This is a genomic window from Sulfoacidibacillus ferrooxidans, from assembly GCF_022606465.1.
GTDB classification, from domain to species: domain Bacteria; phylum Bacillota; class Bacilli; order Alicyclobacillales; family SLC66; genus Sulfoacidibacillus; species Sulfoacidibacillus ferrooxidans.
Genome location: NZ_JALBUF010000001.1, coordinates 922,193 through 942,956, shown reverse-complemented (window position 1 = coordinate 942,956; position 20,764 = coordinate 922,193). Strand labels below are relative to the sequence as shown.

Annotated in this window: 17 protein-coding genes, 1 tRNA gene and 2 rRNA genes; 19 read left to right on the top strand and 1 reads right to left on the bottom strand. The window is 41.7% G+C overall.

The features are described 5' to 3' along the window. Both MM817_RS04680 and rrf read left to right on the top strand, forming a co-directional pair. A 23S ribosomal RNA gene (locus MM817_RS04680) occupies positions 1-122 on the top strand; the annotation flags it as partial. Between the two features lie 113 nt (positions 123-235). Next, positions 236-352, top strand: a 5S ribosomal RNA gene (rrf, locus tag MM817_RS04675). Between the two features lie 114 nt (positions 353-466). Here rrf and MM817_RS04670 read toward each other — a convergent pair. Then, entirely contained in the window at positions 467-1,531 is a 1,065-nt protein-coding gene (locus tag MM817_RS04670; protein WP_241712246.1) for a YaaC family protein, read from the bottom strand. 112 nt (positions 1,532-1,643) lie between these two features. Here MM817_RS04670 and guaB point away from each other — a divergent pair, with 112 nt between their 5' ends. The 17 genes from guaB (at position 1,644) to MM817_RS04590 (ending at position 20,733) form a co-directional block, all read left to right on the top strand. Beyond that, positions 1,644-3,107, top strand: coding sequence for an IMP dehydrogenase (gene guaB, locus MM817_RS04665; protein ID WP_241712245.1), 1,464 nt, complete (start codon positions 1,644-1,646; stop codon positions 3,105-3,107). A gap of 17 nt (positions 3,108-3,124) precedes the next feature. Next, complete coding sequence (locus MM817_RS04660) at positions 3,125-3,847, top strand: glycerophosphodiester phosphodiesterase (RefSeq protein WP_241712244.1); 723 nt, start codon at positions 3,125-3,127, stop codon at positions 3,845-3,847. Positions 3,848-3,970: 123 nt separating this feature from the next. Further along, on the top strand, positions 3,971-4,858 hold the full coding sequence (gene pdxS, locus MM817_RS04655; protein WP_241712243.1) for a pyridoxal 5'-phosphate synthase lyase subunit PdxS: 888 nt from the start codon (positions 3,971-3,973) through the stop codon (positions 4,856-4,858). A 5-nt stretch (positions 4,859-4,863) separates the two neighbouring features. Continuing rightward, complete coding sequence (gene pdxT, locus MM817_RS04650; protein WP_419723361.1) at positions 4,864-5,454, top strand: pyridoxal 5'-phosphate synthase glutaminase subunit PdxT; 591 nt, start codon at positions 4,864-4,866, stop codon at positions 5,452-5,454. A 59-nt stretch (positions 5,455-5,513) separates the two neighbouring features. After that, positions 5,514-6,200 carry a winged helix-turn-helix domain-containing protein gene (locus MM817_RS04645; protein WP_241712241.1) on the top strand — a complete coding sequence of 229 codons (687 nt, stop codon included), beginning with the start codon at positions 5,514-5,516 and terminating at the stop codon, positions 6,198-6,200. A gap of 112 nt (positions 6,201-6,312) precedes the next feature. Continuing rightward, a complete protein-coding gene (gene serS, locus MM817_RS04640; protein WP_241712240.1) occupies positions 6,313-7,608 on the top strand; it encodes a serine--tRNA ligase in 1,296 nt (431 codons plus the stop codon). A 195-nt stretch (positions 7,609-7,803) separates the two neighbouring features. Further along, positions 7,804-8,538, top strand: coding sequence for a GNAT family N-acetyltransferase (locus tag MM817_RS04635; RefSeq protein ID WP_241712239.1), 735 nt, complete (start codon positions 7,804-7,806; stop codon positions 8,536-8,538). 139 nt (positions 8,539-8,677) lie between these two features. After that, a tRNA-Arg gene (locus tag MM817_RS04630) sits at positions 8,678-8,756 on the top strand. 189 nt (positions 8,757-8,945) lie between these two features. Next, positions 8,946-10,040, top strand: a complete 1,095-nt coding sequence (gene proB / locus MM817_RS04625; protein ID WP_241712238.1) for a glutamate 5-kinase — start codon at positions 8,946-8,948, stop codon at positions 10,038-10,040. A 25-nt stretch (positions 10,041-10,065) separates the two neighbouring features. Beyond that, positions 10,066-11,337, top strand: coding sequence for a glutamate-5-semialdehyde dehydrogenase (locus MM817_RS04620; RefSeq protein WP_241712237.1), 1,272 nt, complete (start codon positions 10,066-10,068; stop codon positions 11,335-11,337). Beyond that, a complete protein-coding gene (locus MM817_RS04615; protein ID WP_241712236.1) occupies positions 11,334-12,884 on the top strand; it encodes a DUF4118 domain-containing protein in 1,551 nt (516 codons plus the stop codon). The genes MM817_RS04620 and MM817_RS04615 overlap by 4 nt, the downstream gene beginning before the upstream one ends. After that, on the top strand, positions 12,859-13,545 hold the full coding sequence (locus MM817_RS04610; protein WP_241712235.1) for a response regulator: 687 nt from the start codon (positions 12,859-12,861) through the stop codon (positions 13,543-13,545). The genes MM817_RS04615 and MM817_RS04610 overlap by 26 nt, the downstream gene beginning before the upstream one ends. Before the next feature lie 318 nt (positions 13,546-13,863). Then, complete coding sequence (locus MM817_RS17395; protein WP_419723368.1) at positions 13,864-13,941, top strand: potassium-transporting ATPase subunit F; 78 nt, start codon at positions 13,864-13,866, stop codon at positions 13,939-13,941. 40 nt (positions 13,942-13,981) lie between these two features. Next, complete coding sequence (gene kdpA, locus MM817_RS04605; protein ID WP_241712234.1) at positions 13,982-15,688, top strand: potassium-transporting ATPase subunit KdpA; 1,707 nt, start codon at positions 13,982-13,984, stop codon at positions 15,686-15,688. 22 nt (positions 15,689-15,710) lie between these two features. Then, positions 15,711-17,753 (top strand): potassium-transporting ATPase subunit KdpB, encoded by a 2,043-nt coding sequence (kdpB, locus tag MM817_RS04600; RefSeq protein ID WP_241712233.1) that lies wholly within the window; start codon positions 15,711-15,713, stop codon positions 17,751-17,753. A gap of 55 nt (positions 17,754-17,808) precedes the next feature. Then, positions 17,809-18,378 (top strand): potassium-transporting ATPase subunit KdpC, encoded by a 570-nt coding sequence (gene kdpC, locus MM817_RS04595; RefSeq protein WP_241712232.1) that lies wholly within the window; start codon positions 17,809-17,811, stop codon positions 18,376-18,378. 24 nt (positions 18,379-18,402) lie between these two features. Continuing rightward, complete coding sequence (locus tag MM817_RS04590) at positions 18,403-20,733, top strand: histidine kinase (protein ID WP_241712231.1); 2,331 nt, start codon at positions 18,403-18,405, stop codon at positions 20,731-20,733. The last annotated feature ends 31 nt before the right edge of the window (positions 20,734-20,764 follow it).

Here is a 20,764-nt window from a genome sequence, read left to right as displayed (position 1 = left end):
GACATGTCCCGCTCGGTAAGACGAGGTAAGACCCCTTGAAGAACACAAGGTAGATCGGTCCGGTGTGGAAGCATGGCGACATGTGGAGCAGACGGATACGAATCGGTCGAGGGCTTATCCTCAACAAGAGAACGACACGTAGTTCACCTCTAGTTGTGAAGGAACCCGCAAGGGAAGCTTCAGCGCATGACGAACAGAGAAGCAGCAGGTAGGCTTCTGTGGGAAGAATGCAGCGTCTGGTGATGATGGCGGAGGGGACACACCCGTACCCATCCCGAACACGAAGGTTAAGCCCTCCAGCGCCGATGGTACTTGGACCGCAGGGTCCCGGGAGAGTAGGTCGTTGCCAGGCAAGTGCACGATACGAGAACGAGAGAGTCTAGGGCTTCACGATCCTAGACTCTCTCGTTCTTTTTCTGTATATTATTTTTCTCTTCGTATAAAATATGATGTATATAAAGTGATGTTAGTTTAATATAAACCATTCAATTGCGTAACGAATAAGCACTGACTCAGTGTGGTTGCATAATAATTCAATAGACATGTAATCAATACTTGTATCGTCAGCAATTAAATCTAGCCACTCTAATGGATAATAACGACTTAGCATACTTAAATGAAATAAAAGCATGTAGTAAATAATGGGTTCTTGTAGATAAAGCTCATTAGATAATGGCCATGGCAATTGTGGACCATTAAAAGCTATCATACACGTGTTATGATTATAATTGTTGAAATAATGAAAATTATTTTGTAAAAATAAATGTGACGAAGGCTTAAAATGTAAAATGCTATGTAAATTTGTTCCTAGATCAAGTGTTATTTTGTTATCGTTGTATCGAATGTTAGTCAGGATATGATGAATATCCTGACATCGAATCCACTCTTCAAATTGATCAATGGTTAGTCCCCACTGTGCCAATAATATTCTAGGTAATGTAAACATTGTTCTTTCTTTGCTTATCTCTAATTTATCTACATAAATTTTACGTGTAAGTGAGCCAGTACGTTCATACAGCTCACTCTCGGGTAACATTGTCCATAAATCTTTGATCGAAAGTTGAAGTCCACGAAGACTATTTAATTGCGTGGGAGTAGTTTCGCTTACGTCGCTATATTGTATATGCTTTAATGTAGAGATGGCTTGTAACCAAGTGATGAGTGTTCCTTGTTTTTCTATGCGAATTCGTTCTTCTAAGTATTTTCCATTTACTATTTTTTTACTTTGAATAGATACTCCATGTTTTTGCGTGAGATGATGATTTGCCGAATTAAGTTGACTACAAATTATTGTAGCTTTTGCTAATTGAACGGAAGCATAGTATAAAAGAATAGGACGTGTGCGAATTGAACAACTTTTTGCATCGTTAAGTAGCGCCCTCATTTGTCGTATACTTGTAGCAAGTTCATAGTAATTTTCGTAAGTGGGTTTACAGTCCTCGTTTAATTGATGTAGTTCACACAATTTTTTTTTAGCCAGAAGTGGGTTTTCTAAAAGCCATAGTTGTGAAAGTTTGAGGTTTTCCTCCATTCACCTTCTACTCCTTTTATATTTCAGTTGACACGCCCTATTTGGCTATGTAGACTTACACATAATATCTGCCGGAATTTTAGGTTGTATTCATTAATAGGGAGGCTTTTTTGTGACACGCTGGGAAAGTAAATTTAAATCAGAAGGACTTACCTTTGATGATGTGCTTCTTCTACCTGCTCGATCAAGTATTTTACCGAGGGACGTCGATTTAACAACTTTTTTAACGAAAAAGATTAAACTTAATATTCCTTTGATTAGTGCAAGTATGGATACAGTGACAGAATCAAAATTGGCCATTGCTATTGCTCGTGAAGGTGGCATTGGCATTATTCATAAGAACTTATCTATAGCAGAGCAAGCTGATGAAGTTGATAAAGTAAAACGCTCAGAAAGTGGAGTTATCACAGATCCTATTTTCTTGACGGCTGATCGTCCAATTTATGACGCTGAAGCAATTATGGCAAAATATCGGATCTCCGGGGTACCCATTGTAGATGGAGAGCGGAGGTTAGTTGGAATTTTAACGAATCGTGATTTACGATTTGAGAAAAACTATAGTCGTTCTATTGCTGAAGTGATGACTCGCGAACCATTAATTACTGCGCCAGTAGGGACGACGTTAGAAAAAGCAAAAGGTATTTTACAGCAACACAAAGTAGAAAAGCTCCCTATTGTCGATGAGAGTGGAGTTTTGCGTGGATTGATTACGATTAAAGATATAGAAAAAGCTAAACAATTCCCGAATGCAGCAAAAGATGAGCATGGGCGTCTATTAGTAGGAGCTGCTGTTTCAACTGGAGGAGATGCGTTTGATCGAGTTGATGCGCTCATTCGTGCTGGTGCTGATGTAATTATTGTTGATACGGCTCACGGTCACTCTGATGGCGTTATTCACATGGTTAAGTCATTGCGAGCAAAGTATCCTGATATGAGCTTGATTGCGGGTAATGTGGCTACTGGAGAGGCTACACGCGATCTAATAGAAGCCGGTGCCGATGCTGTGAAGGTTGGTATTGGACCAGGATCTATTTGTACAACAAGGGTAGTAGCAGGTATTGGAGTACCGCAAATTACAGCAATTTACGACTGTGCATCCGTTGCTAGAGAATATGGAGTTCCCATTATCGCTGATGGTGGTATTAAATATTCCGGAGACATTGTAAAAGCGATTGCAGCTGGAGCAAATATCGTAATGATTGGTAGTTTATTTGCAGGAACAGAAGAAAGCCCAGGGGAAATGGAAATTTTCCAAGGGAGAAGTTTTAAAGTGTATCGTGGTATGGGATCTATTGGTGCTATGAAGGCTGGTAGTTCTGATCGCTATTTTCAAGAGCAAAATAAAAAATTAGTTCCTGAAGGTATTGAAGGGCGCGTGCCATATCGTGGAGCTTTAAGTGAGACAGTCTACCAATTGATCGGTGGTCTTCGAGCTGGGATGGGGTATTGCGGTACACCAACAATTGAAAAATTACAAGATGATGCCCAGTTTATTAAAATCACGGCTGCAGGATTAAGGGAAAGTCATCCGCATGATGTGCATATTACTAAAGAGGCACCAAATTACAGCGTATAGCTAATGAGGGATGACTCTTGGAGATATGGGCACATCGAGGAGCAAGTGCAGTAGCACCTGAAAACACTATGGCAGCATTTGTGAAGGCTTATGAGTCTGGTGCAGATGCAATTGAAGTGGATGTACAACGTACGTCTGATGGTGTTCTCGTCATTATGCATGATGAGACAGTAAATAGAACAACGCAAGGGCGCGGTTACATTTACTCCGCGTCTTTTGCGTGGCTGTCACAGCTTGATGCCGGTTATAAATTTTCTTCTTCCTTTCATGGGGAACGTGTTCCCACATTGGATCAAACACTGTCATTTGTAGAATCCACTTCTTTACGAATCAATATTGAATTAAAAATCGTACAAAATACTTATGTAGGCATTGAAGAACAAGTTATTGACGCAATTAAACAAAGAGATTTAACCGATAGAGTAGTTATTTCATCTTTTCATTACCCGAGTCTACGTCGTATTAAACAATTAGATCCCAATCAAGCTATTGGTCTTTTGTGTACACAATACAACGCTGTTACACCTATGTATGCAAAGCAATTTGGGGCAGAAGCCGTCCATCCTCATTGGAAAACGATCAGTCCTACTTACATGAATGAAGCTTTTGAGCAAAATATTAAAATTAGACCGTATACGGTGAATGACCCTCGAATTGTACGAACATTGAATGCTTGGGGAATTGATGCTGTGATTACAAATCACCCAGGTCTCGTTCGCAAAGTCATTACCACCAATTAGCCCGAATTTGTAGACATTATGATATAATTCATGAAGGAAATTCAGAGATGAAATCATCATCACCTTGAATCCTATGCGATGGAATAGTAAACGCATAAAAGAGAAGCGTACAGGAGGACTATTATGGACACGAAGATAGGTTCAGATCGGGTTAAACGTGGTATGGCTCAAATGCAAAAGAACGGTGTAATTATGGATGTTATTAATGCTGAACAAGCAAAAATTGCTGAAGCAGCTGGAGCTGTTGCGGTAATGGCACTTGAGCGAGTCCCGTCCGATATTCGGGCAGCAGGTGGAGTTGCTCGAATGGCAGATCCTACAATTATTGAGCAAGTAATGAAAGCTGTTTCTGTTCCTGTCATGGCGAAATGTCGTATTGGACATGTTGTCGAGGCGCGGATTTTACAAGCCTTGGGTGTGGATTATATTGATGAAAGTGAAGTATTAACACCCGCTGATGATAAATTTCATGTGAATAAACGCGATTTTACTGTACCTTTTGTTTGCGGAGGGCGCGACTTAGGTGAAGTACTGCGTCGTATTGCAGAGGGTGCCTCGATGATTAGGACTAAGGGTGAACCAGGAACTGGAAATATTGTAGAGGCAGTCAAACATATACGGATGGTACAAGGTCAAATTCGTAAAGTGGTTGCTATGTCTGAGGATGAACTAGCAGCAGAAGCAAAAAATATCGGAGCACCTTTTGAGCTTCTCCTAGAAATTCATCAAACTGGGAAATTACCTGTGGTCAATTTCGCGGCAGGTGGTATTGCTACTCCTGCAGATGCTGCATTGATGATGGAACTTGGTTCAGATGGTGTGTTTGTTGGTTCTGGTATATTTAAATCGGAGAATCCAGAAAAATTCGGAAGAGCAGTTGTGGAAGCTACAATGAATTTTAAAGACTACGATCTATTGGCGAAGTTATCTAAAGATCTTGGAGCGCCCATGAAGGGAATTGAATTATCTACACTTCATGAGAATGAGCGGATGGCTGATCGCGGTTGGTGATGAGTGTGTCTGTTAAAATTGGAGTATTAAATGTACAGGGTGCAGTTTCAGAGCATGTCGACCATATAAAAAGGGTTGACGCAGAACCGATACTTGTTAAACATGCAGACGATCTTATTGGGTTGCATGGGTTAATCATACCAGGTGGAGAAAGTACAACGATTGGTAAATTAATTCGCAAATATGGATTATTTGATCCAATTATTGAATCTGCTCAGCAAGGAATGCCTATATTTGGCACATGTGCAGGGATGATTCTATTAGCCAAGCAGATCGAGGGTCATGATGAGCCTCATTTAGCACTAATGGATGTAGTTGTAAATCGCAATAGTTTTGGTAGACAACGCGAATCATTTGAGGCGGATATACTCATACGTGGCGTTTCAGACAACCCATTTCCAGCAGTGTTTATTCGAGCACCACATGTGGTTAATGCAGGTGAACAGGTAGATGTACTTGCGACACTTGATGAAAAGATCGTCGCTGTACAGCAAGGACAATTGTTAGCATCCGCTTTTCATCCGGAGCTTACGGACGATACTCGGATGCATAGTTACTTTAAAGGATTGGCAATACAATACCAATCTAAGTCATAATTCTTAGGGAGGTAGTCCTCCCTATTCTTTTTACTCTATGATAGAAGGAGTGATCATGAATGCACATTGGGATTGCCTGTAAGGATCAATCACTTGCAACTCATATAATGTCATTCATTCCTCCTGAAAATGAAATCAGTACATGGGATGTACATGTGTCATTGTCTGATTTTTATAAAACGAAGAATTTTGATGTTATGTTTTGTGAAGCATTATATCCAACTCGTACAGAGTTTTCGTTATGGCGAGAAATTTCTAAGAATGAAATAACTGATTTGGTGCTTATTACACATAACAATAATCAAAGATTAAAGGAACTCGTTCCTAATCTTTACGGTGTGATCGAAGGGAAAGAACGTTTATCTTATGATGTATTGAGAGTGCTTACGAGTATTACGAATGAGCGACTCTTACAACCAACCCATACAATTGCTATGCCATCTCTAGGCGAATCAATGGTTGTTATGCATGGTAAACGCATTATCCTCACTAGGATGGAATTAACAACGTTGCGTATATTAGTTGAGGCTAATGGGAAGTATATAACGGCTAATCAATTGGTTTCCATGATATGGGGAGATGCAGGTGTAGGGAAAAAAGAGGATCTCTATGTCTATATCTCAAGATTAAGGGAAAAATTAGAAGAAAACCCAATGCGACCAACACTTATTGTTTCTTCAAGAGGTATGGGTTACGCATTTATTGGAACGACTAGTATACTACATAGCTCAAAGTATCCTTATTAAATACTATATTTTTTGATAGTACAATTGTCTTAAATTTTACAGTATATCCAAGAGTCTTGCATTGATGCTTTCTAAAAACCGATGGTTTTTGTATATATGAGGAGTGGAATGAATGTTAGATGTTAAACTTTTGCGGCAGAACCCAGAATTAATTGAACAGGCCCTTATCAAACGCAATGAGTCAAAAGAGACGTGGGATTTATTCCATCGATTCTCTATTGTTGATCGGGAATGGAGAGACTGCACAGCTCAAGTAGAATCATTGCGCGCGAAACGTAATACTGTGTCGCAAGAAGTTGCTATGCGCAAAAAAAACCAAGAAAACGTTTCTGATTTGATCGAAGAGACGAGAGCTGTTGGTGATCAGATTAAAGTATTAGATGAAAAACTGAGAGCAATGGATGAAGAAATTGAATTTATTCTTATGCGTCTTCCTAATATCCCACATGCGAGTGTTCCAGTAGGAAAATCGGAGGATGACAATCCTGAAATCAAACGAGTGGGTGAATTGCCTACATTTATCTTTGAACCTAAACCCCACTGGGAACTAGGTACAACATTAGGCATTCTTGATTTTGAGCGCGCTTCTAAAGTGACTGGTTCTCGCTTTGTTTTTTATATGGGTCTTGGAGCTAGATTGGAACGAGCGCTATTAAATTTTATGATGGATATACAAACAGGTGAAAATGGGTATAAAGAGGTTTGGCCACCGTATCTGGTCAATCGTACGAGTATGATTGGAACGGGTAACTTACCAAAGTTTGAGGAAGATGTGTTTCGAGTTGGTGATATGGATTATTTCCTGATACCAACTGCTGAGGTGCCTGTGACGAATTTACATCGGGATGAGATTTTGGCTGGTACGATGCTACCGGTCAAATATGCGGGGTTTAGTGCCAGTTTTCGCTCAGAAGCAGGAGCTGCCGGTAAGGATACTCGAGGTCTTATTCGATTACATCAATTTAATAAAGTAGAATTAGTAAAGGTGGTAGCTCCTGAAACCTCCTATGATGAACTAGAATTGATTGTTCATGATGCAGAAATCATATTACAACGGTTAAACTTACCTTATCGAGTGATTGAAATTTGTACAGGTGATCTTGGTTTTAAAGAAACCAAGAAATACGATCTAGAAGTGTGGCTGCCTTCCTCTAATACCTATAGAGAAATTTCGTCTTGCAGTAACTTTGAGGATTTTCAAGCCAGACGAGCTAATCTTCGTTTTCGTAGGACAGATAAGGCGAAACCTGAATATGTGCACACCTTAAATGGATCAGGGTTAGCATTAGGTCGGACTGTAGCTGCTATATTAGAAAACTACCAAGAAGAAGATGGTTCAGTCAAAATCCCATCCGCTTTAATTTCTTATATGGGTGGAATTGAACGATTAACTCCACCGAAATCTTAATAAAAAATATAGATATTTCCCTGGCAATAAAATAATAGTGCACAGTTCAACAATGATCGACATCGCGCCTATCTCTATGCGCGATTTTTGTTGTTTTTGGGCGCAAATCTAGATGGGTGTGCATATAATGTCGTATCGAGATCGGTGTCCTTTAATGATTGCATTACCATTAGTACTGATAAGGAGAGAAGATCAGTGGCTGTCAAAAACTCAGACAATAAGAACTCGACAAATAAGATCCTAAATCCCATGACTAAGGGTCAAGGTGGAGTTAAGCCAGTTCTGACTAATCATGCGGCTTCCGGGAAAAAACCGGCACCCAAAAAAAATCGGACGCGTCACACAAGTACAAAACGGAGGCATGATGTGCAAGTAGCTTCTGTTGACGATGCTGTTATGTCACAAGATGCACCTACAGCATTGCCAGGTGGTGCACAAACTCCAAGTAGCCAAGGTGGACCAACTAAAATTTATCTGCGTTCATATACGTTTGAGGATGAACCAGTTATTTCAAAACTTACCCAAGACGAAATTTCTCCAGTTTTTAAAGAGAGCTATGGATACGATCTCGAATTAATGACAGTTATGAATTATGTTCGCTCTTCACAGACGCGAATGATCCTTGTAGAAGATGAAGTAGCTGGCTATATTAGCTACGTGTTAGACGACAGTGGAAAGATGAATATTGGTGCACTTGTTCTTGCATCAGCTCATCAGGGCAAAGGATATGGAACGCGAATTATGAAACAAATTGAGCAAGAAGCAAGGTCATATGGAGCAGTTGAGCTTGAAGTTTTTATTCAAGAAAAAAATATACGAAGTCAAGCATTTGCTAAGTCCCTTGGTTTTGTAGAAGGACCTCAAGTGCAGCCACAAACTATTGTGATGGTAAAACCATTACAACCAGGAATAGCGCAACCCGTTAACTAAGGGGGAACATGGTTTGATTGTAGTGACGTTTTACTTTGTGTTACTTGTATGAGCAACTTGGTACAAGTAACACTATTTTTGTGATTTGTCACTTCGGTAAGCCCATGATATACTTTACCTGGTTACATGAAGATCATATGCACCCGTAGCTCAGGTGGATAGAGCGGTGGTTTCCTAAACCGCGTCTTGCGGGGGTTCGAGTCCCTCCGGGTGCGCCAAAAAGGCTAGATGGATAAGAGTTTATGGCAAGTGGTGGTTTTTTACATCCTTGCTGTAGACTCTTTTTGCTAACAAAATGTGATGCACCTCCCGGTTTTATATGTAGCAAACGCTTCAAAATGGATCACATCATGTCATTGATCGCTATCATAGGGCGATCGTGTATACTGTTTATATGAGGTGAGCAGATGCAAAAAACGCGAATCGTAGTTAAAGTAGGATCTAGCAGCTTAACGGATCCGAGTACAGGACTTTTGTCTTCCGAAAAAATTCATACGATGAGTGATCAACTGGCACCTCTATTGCAAAATCCTATGTATGAGGTGATCATTGTGTCGTCTGGGGCTATTGCAGCGGGAAGAGGTAAACTTGGCTGGCAAACTACTCGGACGTTACCTGAAAAGCAAGCTGCATCTGCTGTTGGACAAAGTTTATTAATCGATATGTATCAAAGAGAGTTTGCTGTACTTCAGCGTGTAGTAGCGCAAATTTTGCTAACCAGAGCGGATATAGAGGATCGGCGAAGATATGTGAATATACGAAATACAATGGAGACGTTACTTCATGCTAGAGTTTTACCTATTGTCAATGAAAATGATACCGTTGCGGTTAGTGAGATTCGTTTTGGTGACAATGATTCTTTAGCAGCATTGGTGGCTATTTTACTTTCTGCACAATACCTCGTGCTGTTAACGGATATTGATGGCCTATATACTGGAGATCCGCGTGTGGATCTAGATGCTAAGCGGATAGCTAAAATTGAAAAGATCGATGATCATATCCGTTCATTAGCTGGTGATGAGGGTTCAGCTGTTGGGACTGGCGGCATGAGGACAAAGTTACGAGCGGCAGAAATGGCCATGGATTCAGGAATTGAAGTGGTCATTGCAGCAACGCATGAGACTAACGTATTGAGTCGATTGCTTGCAGGTGAACAGGTTGGTACTCATTTTATCTCGAGTAAAGATCATCGGAGTGCACGAAAATCTTGGCTCATTCATGGAACGCGAAGTAGCGGGCGATTGTGTATCGATGAGGGCGCAAGTATTGCTATACAAACACAGGGCAGAAGCCTTTTGCTACCAGGTATCCTTCAAGTGGAAGGGAAGTTCCAGGAAGGAGCAATCGTAGATCTTGTGGATGTACATGGTGGAGCTATAGGTAAGGGTATAGTGTCTATGTCCTCGTTTGATTTGCAATATTTAATTAAAAAGGACGCGAATATACGTCACTTAGGAGATCTTCCCGAAGTAATTCATCGCAATGATCTAGCGCTTTTATAACATGGGATAGGATGGGGTGTAATCGATGAGAGATGAACTATTACGGGCGCGGGCGGCTTCTAGGTTAGCTTTGACGCTTACCTCCGAACAAAAAAACATGGCACTTCACGCGATGGGTGAAGAACTGATTCGCTCATCGGAGGAAATCCTCTTAGCAAATCAGCTAGATGTACAGCGTGCACAAGATGCCAAAGAGCCATCCTCTCGCTTGGATAGACTCGCATTAGACAAACAGCGGATGCAGACGATCGTCGATGGATTACATGATATCATTTCTTTAGCTGATCCTATAGGAGAAGTACTTTCTGCGTGGACACGGCCTAATGGCCTGTACATTGAACAGGTTCGAGTGCCATTAGGAGTGGTTGGAGTCATTTATGAATCTCGACCGAATGTGACTGTGGATACGGCTGCGCTAACTTTAAAAACCGGAAATGCGGTTGTATTGCGTGGAGGCAAGGAAGCATTTGAAACCAATACTGCACTTATCCATGCGCTGCGCAAGGCAATTACAGAAGTGGGACTACCTGCAGATCTTGTAATGATATTACAAAACACCAATCGTAGTTCCATTGATGAGCTTATTCGTGCACGAGGTCTCATTGATGTTATTATTCCCAGAGGTGGAGCAGGGTTGATAACACATGTTGTAGAACATGCAACGGTGCCTGTCATCGAAACAGGAGTAGGTAATTGCCACGTATATGTTGATGTACAAGCTAATATTGACATGGCAATCGACATTATCATCAATGCAAAAACGCAGAGGCCCTCTGTGTGTAATGCTATAGAGACAGTCCTCATTCACGAGGCCATTGCAAAACAAGTATTGCCTCGCGTATCATACCAATTGGCGAGATTAGGAGTACAATTACGTGTGGATGAGGCATCTGATATGATTTTAGAAAATAACGATCTGGTATACGAAGAAGGAGTTTTTCTTGTTAAACAACTGGCTACAGACATGGATTATGCAACGGAGTTCCTTGGATTAACACTTGCGGTAAAGATTGTCCCATCACTAGAAAACGCGATCGACCATATTATGCGATATGGGACAGGACATTCGGAAAGTATTATCACAGAAGATATAGAAGCGGCAGAGATATTTTTGCAAACTGTGGATGCAGCAGCTGTATATCATAATGCTTCTACGCGTTTTACAGATGGATATGAATTCGGATTTGGTGCGGAAATCGGTATTTCTACTCAAAAATTACATGCACGTGGGCCCATGGGATTGCGTGAACTGACAGGCTACAAATATATGGTTAGAGGTAATGGTCAGATTAGATGACGAGTAAACCGTACGTACTTATAACTTTAGCGTTAACAGTGTTAACTTTTGTCTTGTTGAAGGTAGGACTTTCTTTTCAATTGGCCAATATTGCTCTTCTTTTCTTACTTCCTGTTTTATTTAGCGCAGTTATATGGGGATTAAGGCCATCTGTTTACGCAGCAGCAGTTGGAGTTATTGCATTTGATTATTTCTTTGTGCCACCTATATTTAGCTTTTCAGTCAGTGATTTGCGTTACCTGATCTCGTTCGCAGTATTTTTAGTCGTTGCTATTTTGACGGCAACACTTGCTTCACGTCTAAGGGCACAGGTGAGAGAGTCCAAAATACGTGAGTTAGAGTTAGAGGGTTTATATGATCTGAGTAGACAAACAACTGGCGTAAGTGATGTGGACGAGCTCGTTGAGATTATTGTGAGCCATGTGGCGAGTACGTTGTGTTTACCCGTTTGGATTGTCCTTCCTCAAAATGAAGAGTTATCTGTACATGGCAGTTACGAAGTTGGATCAGAAGCTACTCATGTAGATAGAAAGAACATACATGTAGATCGTATACCATTGGATCTAGAACTATGTCGTTTCGTCTTACAGCATGGGAAGGTTGCTGGTCGTGAAATGGATGATTATACTAGCGATTCAAAAAGATATATCCCACTACAGACAGAGAGTATGACACTTGGAGTCTTCGTTGTCGATACCACATCATTGCATGAAGGGCTTATTCAACAAAAACAACGCCTTATCGATGCGTTTGTTGTACTTTCTGCTACGACGATAGCGCGGATTCGGTTAGGCAAGGAAGCTCAGCTTGCACGTCTATCTGCAGAATCGGAACGACTTCGCACCGTGTTACTCGATTCTATTTCACATGAACTTCGTACGCCACTTGCAGGCATTATTGGATCTGTTACAGGGATGATTGAACAAGAGAGAGTACTTAGTGCCATCGATGAGCGCGAATTACTCTTTACCATTCGCGATAGTGCTATGAGAATGAATCGATTAGTGACTAATTTGCTTGGCATGGTTCGCATCGAAAGTGGTATGCTGTCTTTGCAACGACATGTTTGTGACATCATGGACATTCTTGGTGTGGTATTTAGGCAATTACAAGATCCACTTACAAGTCGTACAGTGAATGTACACATGCAACCTGATCTACCCTCACTTTATGTAGATGATGTACTCATTGAACAGGTGCTTGTCAATATTTTGAGTAATGCGGTTAAATACTCTGATGAGGGGAGTCAGATTTTTATTGATGTAAGAGTAGAGGATGACGTTGTTGTTTTAGATATATGCGATGAAGGCATAGGCATTTCACTGGGAGATGAGACTAAGGTTTTTGATAAGTTTTATCGGTCAGAGTCAGCCAAACGTATTCCTGGTACTGGTCTTGGATTGGCCATATGTAAAGGAATTATAGAGGCACATGGAGGAGCGATCTCAGCTAAACGCAGGGGTGACTATGGCACGCAAATGATCATTTATCTGCCTATTGGAGAAGGTGAGGAAAGCGACTTTGGGTGCCAAAATTCTGGTTATTGACGATGAGCAGCAAATACGCAAGCTACTTAGGGTAACACTACAGTCACATGGATTTTTAGTGCACGAAGAAACGACTGGTTCCAATGGAATCGTGGGAGTGGCTATGGAACGTCCGGATCTAGTTATTCTTGATCTTGGATTGCCTGATATGGAAGGATCAGAGGTATTACGACAAATTCGCGAGTGGTCAGAGGTGCCTATTATTATTGTAACGGTTCGTGATAATGAGGCAGAAACCGTGCATCTTCTTGATTCTGGTGCGGATGATTATATGACAAAGCCATTTGCCATCGGCGAACTTGTAGCGCGTATCCGCGTTGCTCTACGACATTCTACGCATACCACTAGTGAACCACTACTACAGATTGGCGATGTGAAGATTGATATTGCGCGTAGAACAGTTGAAAAACAAGGTCAAGTGATTCGACTCACTCCGATTGAATACGATTTATTAAAAGTACTTGCTCTTCATACGGGTCGCGTAATGACACACCATCAGCTAGTGAATAAAGTTTGGGGTGGGCATCCTTCAGAAGCGACAGCCCATTATTTACGCGTATACATTGGCCATTTGCGAAAAAAGTTGGAAAATGATCCAACACGACCAGTGCTCATCTTGACGGAGCCTGGAATAGGGTATCGTTTTGTTGATTTTACGTAACTGTATTCCAACCAGCAAAATCTATTTTGGTAACGAGTAGTAACCTGCATTTTTAGATTCTTTTTACATAACAATAGCCATTATCATTGATTATTTTTACGTACATCAGACGTACAATCAATTTTGTTGCATTCATTTCAAAGTATATAGCACGTTTACTTAATGAATTAGGTAGATGTATACGGGAACAACTATATTCATATGCGAAATGGGGGAACAGTCATGGGGAATCTCATTTCTCTAGTATTGTTTTTTGCGGTGTTCGGATTATTGTATGTGTTATTTCGAGCATTTGATAAAGCTTAGGAGGATATCAATATGTGGGTGCTACTTGTCATCTCAGCGTGCATGATTGTGTATTTAACTTATGTTATTTTCCATCCAGAAAAATTCTAAAAGAATATTTGCAATTCAGGTTTATTGGGAGTGATTTGGATTGACAGTCGTTGGCTCGATTGGGATTTTAGCCGTAATTGCCATCGTATTAGTATTAGGAATTTCCCTTGGGGGATATATTCATCGCGTATTTACGGGCGCTAGAAGTTTGTTTGAACCTGCATTTGATCCTGTAGAGCGACTGCTCTACAAACTAGTTGGAGTCAATTCTTCTGTACAAATGGATTGGAAAGCTTATCTTAGAGCATTGATGTTAGTGAATTTTATGATGATGATTTTTGCATATTTTATCTTTCGCCTACAAGGTGTTCTTCCACTCAATCTAACCCATGCACCAGGTATGAGTTGGGACTTAGCTTTTAATACAGCTACAAGTTTTATTACAAATACTGATTGGCAAAATTATTCTGGCGAACAATCAATGTCGTATTTAGGTCAAATGCTTGCGATTACGTACCTACAGTTTACCTCTGCTGCTACGGGCATTGTTGCGGCCATAGCATTTGTTCGCGGACTCATTGGTCATCGCTCGGACACGCTAGGTAACTTTTGGGTGGACTTTATTAAGGTCCACACGCGCATTCTTTTGCCGTTTGCTGTAATTTTTTCGCTTGTATTAATTGGAATGGGAGTACCACAGACACTACTTGGCGCCCAAATAGCTCATACTCTGCAAGGGGCAACACAGACCATTTCACGTGGACCTGTAGCCTCTCTGGAATCCATTAAACAATTAGGAACAGATGGTGGTGGATTTTTTAATGCCAACTCTGCACATCCATTTGAAGATCCTACTGCACTCACTTCAGTGTTAGAAATGATCGCGATGGGCGTAATTCCTGTTGCTATGATTTCAACCTTCGGAAAATTCATTGCCAACCGACGGCAAGCTACAGTCTTGTATGTATTATTGACAGGAATTCTTGTGATTGGTGCATTTATCGTATATGCCAATGAGGCAGTTGGAAATCCATTGGTTCATCAAGCACTTGGGTTAACCGGACCCAATATGGAGGGGAAAGAATGGCGCTTTGGACCGGCGTTAAGTAGTGTATTTGTTGCGATGACAACTGCATTTACGACAGGTGCTGTCAGTTCGATGCACGATAGTCTTATGCCAATTAGCGGTCTTGTGCCACTTCTTTTCATGATGTTTAATCTTGTGTTTGGCGGAGATGGCGTTGGGTTATTAAATATTTTAATGTTTCTTATGATTACCGTATTTTTGTCTGGATTAATGGTTGGACGTACGCCTGAAATCTTTGGCAAAAAAATTGAAGCTCGCGAAATTAAATTAGCGACTGCAGCAATGCTTGTTCACCCGTTTATTATCCTTGTACCTACTGCAATTGCCGTGATTACGAAAGTTGGGACATCATCGATGTTAAATCCTGGACTTCATGGATTTACAGAGGTGCTATATGCATTTACGAGCGCGGCTGCTAATAATGGTTCTGCTTTTGCGGGTTTAAATGGAAACACAGTATTTTATAACGTGGTTCTTGGTGTCGTCATGCTTCTTGGGCGATATGTATCGATTATCGCTATGTTTGCCATTGCTGGCTCCTTGGTGAAAAAATCGGTTATTCCTGAAAGTGTGGGGACTTTGCGAACAGATACATTTGCATTTGGTTCCGTATTTGTTGCTGTGTTTGTCATTGTTGGAGCGCTTACTTTCTTTCCAGCTTTGGCTATTGGACCAATTGGCGAACAGTTTCAAATGCTAAGCCACTTGACAAGGCATTAGGGGAAAAAGGGGACATCGTTTGATGGCAAAGCAATCTACGCAGACTATGAGCGGCGACATTGTTACGCGAGCGCTATGGGACTCATTTGTAAAGTTGGATCCACGTTTTCTTGTAAGGAATCCCGTCATGTTCATCGTAGAGATAGGGTTCTTTATTACACTTGTTTTATCTCTTGATCCTGTTATTTTTGGTGGGGTGAGACATCCTGGGCAAAGAGCGTATGATATTGTCGTTACCATTATTTTATTAATCACCGTTCTGTTTGGCAATTTTGCTGAAGCGGTAGCGGAAGGCCGTGGGAAAGCACAGGCTGATTCTTTACGTAAAGCAAAGACGGATCTCACTGCCAATCGCAAAAGTCAGTCGGGTGAGTATGAGTCTGTACCAGCGACTACCTTGCGTAAAGGGGATATTGTTCGTGTCATGGTCGGGGAGATGATTCCTGCTGATGGAGAGGTCCTACAAGGCCTTGGCAGTGTGGATGAATCGGCCATTACAGGGGAATCTGCTCCTGTGATTCGCGGTGCTGGGGGAGACTTTAGCTCGGTCACAGGTGGTACGAAGTTATTGTCAGATGAATTGATTATTCAAGTAAAGGTAGACCCGGGAGAATCATTTCTCGATCAAATGATCAATCTCGTAGAAGGTGCTAGTCGGCAGAAAACACCCAATGAATTGGCGCTGTCTGTTTTATTGGCAGGACTTACATTAATTTTTGTCATCGTAGTCGATACACTTGAACCGATGGCCCATGGACGAATTGGCATTGCGACGTTGATCGCTCTGCTTGTGTGTTTAATTCCTACGACAATTGGTGCTCTACTATCCGCTATTGGGATTGCTGGCATGGATCGCGTGATTCGATTTAATGTCATCGCTAAATCCGGAAAGGCTGTAGAAGCAGCTGGTGATGTGAATACGCTCATCTTAGATAAAACGGGTACGATTACGATTGGTAATCGACTTGCTAGTGAGTTTGTCCCAGTAGGTAAACATACAGAAGAAGAGTTAATCAAAGTCGCCGTGATTGCTTCTTTGTTTGACGAAACTCCTGAGGGGCGTTCAGTGATTGATTTGGCGAAGGAGCGAGGTATTCATTTAGCGAGAGAAGAGTATACGCAAGCAGAAAATGTAGAGTTTAGTGCAGATACAAGAATGAGCGGCCTCAATTTAGCGGATGGATCTATCTATCGAAAAGGGGCAGTCGATTCTATTTCACGTTATGTTGAAGAGCATGCAAAAAAAGTCCCAAACGATCTCATTGAGAAAACGGAGCGAATTGCCAAAGAAGGCGGCACACCACTGGCTGTCATTTTGGGGGACGATGTATACGGATTGATCTATTTAAAGGATATTGTGAAACCAGGCATGCGTGAACGTTTTGCAGAACTGCGCAAGATGGGCATTAAAACGGTGATGTGCACAGGTGACAATCCATTAACAGCAGCTACCATTGCAAAAGAAGCAGGGGTCGATGATTTTATAGCTGAGGCGAAACCAGAAGATAAAATGCGCTTGATTAAGACAGAGCAGGAATTAGGAAAGCTTGTCGCTATGTCAGGAGATGGAACCAATGATGCACCTGCACTGGCACAAGCCGATGTGGGTCTTGCGATGAATACAGGGACTATGGCAGCAAAGGAAGCCGGTAACATGGTCGATCTGGACTCTGATCCAACTAAGTTGATCGAGGTTGTATCGATAGGTAAGCAACTGCTTATTACACGTGGTGCAATCACTACTTTCTCCATTGCAAATGACGTGGCTAAGTATTTTGCTATTATTCCTGCCATATTCGTTGTGATGATTCCTAGTTTACAAGCCTTAAATATCATGCATTTGACTAGTCCACATAGTGCGATTTTATCTGCGTTAATTTTCAATGCAATTATTATACCGATGCTGATCCCACTAGCTATGAAGGGTGTCAAGTATCGTCCAATGAGTGCCACTTCCATGTTACTTCGCAATTTGTTGTTATATGGGGCAGGTGGCGTTATTGCACCATTTATAGCAATTAAGCTCATTGATCTCCTGATTACAGCACTTGGATTTGCTCATTAGTGAAATAGCCATTGTACATGTGTTTGTGACGGTGTGTCTGTGGAGGTTGATAAAAATGATTAACTTTTGGCGTTCTTTGCGTTTTACCATTGTTTTTGCTCTTTTGTTAGGGTTGATCTATCCATTAGTCATCACAGGTATAGGCAATCTCCTCTTTCCCTATCAGGCCAAAGGGAGCATGGTAATGTGGCGAGGACAAGTCGTAGGATCACAATTGATTGCGCAAGAAACAACTGTACCTTGGCTTTTTCATCCACGTCCATCTGCTGTACATTACGAAGGCAATAATTCTGGCGGATCGAATCTTGGGCCTACTAATCCTGCGCTTATCGCAGCCATTCGCCATAGTCTGCACGTGGTGTTGAAAGAGAACCCTGGTACAACGGTCTCCCAGATTCCAACTGAGATGGTTGAATCGTCTGCTTCTGGACTTGACCCTGATATTTCGATACCAGATGCGCTTATTCAGGTACCGCGCATTGCTAGAGCCACGGGACTCAGCAACTCGTATTTAAAGGGACTGATTGCTACGTATACGGAAGGACGCACACTTGGTATTTGGGGAGAGCCTATGGTGAATGTAATGCAATTGAACATGGAGATTGTAAAACGTACTGGACGATGATCGATAAAAAGCGGGTGATGGCGCTTGAAACGAGAAGAGGAAGAGCAAACGCGAGAATCTCGACAAACCACAAATACTTCAATTTCAGGGAATACAGATAGTGAACTAAAACTTTTTATTGGTGCAGCTCCAGGAGTAGGCAAAACATACACGATGCTAGCAGAAGCTAATCGCTTGCGCGAACGTGGCGTTGATGTAGTGATTGGATATATTGATACACATGAGCGCCCAGAAACAAAGGAACAGTTGGGGAGTCTTGAGATCATTCCAAGACGCATTGTGCACTATCGAGGTAGACGTTTTGAAGAGGTCAATGTGCAAGCTATCTGTGCTAGAAAGCCAGGGGTAGTGGTCATCGATGAGTTAGCGCATACAAATGCTCCAGGCTCTACCTTTCCAAAACGCTATATGGATGTTGAATATCTACTGGATCAAGGATTTTCTGTGTTGACAGCAGTTAATGTACAGCATATTGAAGGAATCCACGAGGAAGCAGAAGATATTACGGGAATCCGTGTAAAAGAGTTAATCCCTATCGCTTTTATCAAACGTGCACAAGAAGTTGAAGTCATTGATGTGACCCCTGAGACCTTGCGACAGCGAATGCGAGACGGTAGCATTTATTCTGCAGATAAAATCAACCAAGCATTGGAGCATTTTTTTCGTAAATCGAATCTATTTGGTCTTCGTGAGCTTGCCTTACGAATGGTTGCTGAAGATGTCGATGAACGTTTACAGCGTTCTTATGAACGCTCACGAATACCAGGTCCTGTAGGTGCAAGAGAGACGATTATGGTGTGCGTCAATTACTTGCCAAGAGCCTTGCAACTGGTTCAACGCGGCTTTCGAATGGCACAGCGCATGAAGGCGGAGTTGTATGTTCTCTCTATCTGTAATACAGGGGAAGATCAGTTAAAAGAGCGCGATATAGGACGCCTAGATAAGCTTCGGGAGATGGCAGCATCCTGTACCGCAGAATGGATCTTGGAGCCACAAAATGATCGCTCTGTCGGAAAAGTAATCATTGACACGGCGGAGCGATTAAATGTTACACAGGTTGTGATAGGTCAGCCTTCTCATGCAAAACGATGGAATCATATATGGAATGATGCGCCTGTACGCTACTTGCTTCGCAATATGAAGTATGTCGATGTACGAATTGTTGGGTGGAAGGAGGACACTACTTCACTCGATGATCGATCTTGCGCAGTTGGTCATAATGCTCGCGTTTCTGTATCGTCAGTGGAAGCACAAGAGTACAAATCGGACGTTCGACGACGAGGTCAGCTTACTATTTATGTAGGGGCGGCCCCTGGTGTTGGGAAAACGTATAAAATGTTACGAGATGCACATGATTGGAAGCGGCGCGGAAAAGATGTCGTTATTGGACTGATAGAGACGCATGGGCGAATTGAAACTGAGGCACAGATTGAGGGTTTAGAGATACTCTCTAAACGGATGCATCGATTTTTAGATAGAGTATATGAGGATCTCGATGTTGAAGCTATTTTAAAGCGTAAACCAGGTATCGTTCTCATCGATGAATTAGCTCATTCCAACGTCCCAGGAAGTGTACGCGAGAAAAGATATCAGGATATTGAATATTTACTTGATCATGGAATTAATGTAGTCACTGCAGTGAATATTCAACATCTAGAGAGTTTACACGATAAAGTAGAACATATTACAGGGATTAAAGTTCGCGAACGTGTACCAGATTGGTTTATGAAACTTGCTCGAGAGGTCAAGTTGATCGATGTAACACCAGAGACACTGCAACAGCGTTTAAAGAGTGGAAAAATCTATACAGGTGATAAGATACAACGTGCACTTGATAATTTTTTTCAAATTGGCAATTTGGCTGCACTGCGTGAGGTTGCTTTACTTGAGGTTGCAGATGATGTGGATCAACGGTTAGATCGTGAATTAGAGAAAAATGACCCTGAAGGAAATAAAACAGAGCGAATTCTTGTGGCTGTTAACCATCGTCCACATTCGGAAAAATTAATTCGAAGAGGATGGCGATTAGCCGATCGGCTACAGGCGCAGTTATGGGTACTCGTTGTTCTCTCGCAAGAGGCGATGTCAGATGAGGATAGAAGAGATTTGGAACGCATACAGAAGTTAAGCGAGCAATTTGAAGCCACCTTTATTACCCGTAAGGCATTGGATCAGGGAGTGGGCGCTACCATTGTCGCTGTGGCTGAAGAGCTTGGAATCTCGCAATTTGTAACCGGCCAACCTTTACCACCTATCAATTTACTGAAGAGAATGCAGGGCAATCCAATCGATTATGTGTTAGCACATGCCGATTTTGTGGATTTGTACATTATTGCAAATTCGAGGGACAATTAGTTGGGTCATAGATCTATTAACTAGCACACGC

Coding starts and splice junctions, on each gene's coding strand:
- MM817_RS17395 (WP_419723368.1), top strand. CDS start 13,864: ATGTGGGTGCTACTTGTCATCTCAGCGTGCATGATTGTGTATTTAACT.
- serS (WP_241712240.1), top strand. CDS start 6,313: ATGTTAGATGTTAAACTTTTGCGGCAGAACCCAGAATTAATTGAACAG.
- kdpC (WP_241712232.1), top strand. CDS start 17,809: ATGATTAACTTTTGGCGTTCTTTGCGTTTTACCATTGTTTTTGCTCTT.
- MM817_RS04645 (WP_241712241.1), top strand. CDS start 5,514: ATGCACATTGGGATTGCCTGTAAGGATCAATCACTTGCAACTCATATA.
- MM817_RS04620 (WP_241712237.1), top strand. CDS start 10,066: ATGAGAGATGAACTATTACGGGCGCGGGCGGCTTCTAGGTTAGCTTTG.
- proB (WP_241712238.1), top strand. CDS start 8,946: ATGCAAAAAACGCGAATCGTAGTTAAAGTAGGATCTAGCAGCTTAACG.
- kdpB (WP_241712233.1), top strand. CDS start 15,711: ATGGCAAAGCAATCTACGCAGACTATGAGCGGCGACATTGTTACGCGA.
- MM817_RS04670 (WP_241712246.1), bottom strand. CDS start 1,531: ATGGAGGAAAACCTCAAACTTTCACAACTATGGCTTTTAGAAAACCCA.
- pdxS (WP_241712243.1), top strand. CDS start 3,971: ATGGACACGAAGATAGGTTCAGATCGGGTTAAACGTGGTATGGCTCAA.
- MM817_RS04615 (WP_241712236.1), top strand. CDS start 11,334: ATGACGAGTAAACCGTACGTACTTATAACTTTAGCGTTAACAGTGTTA.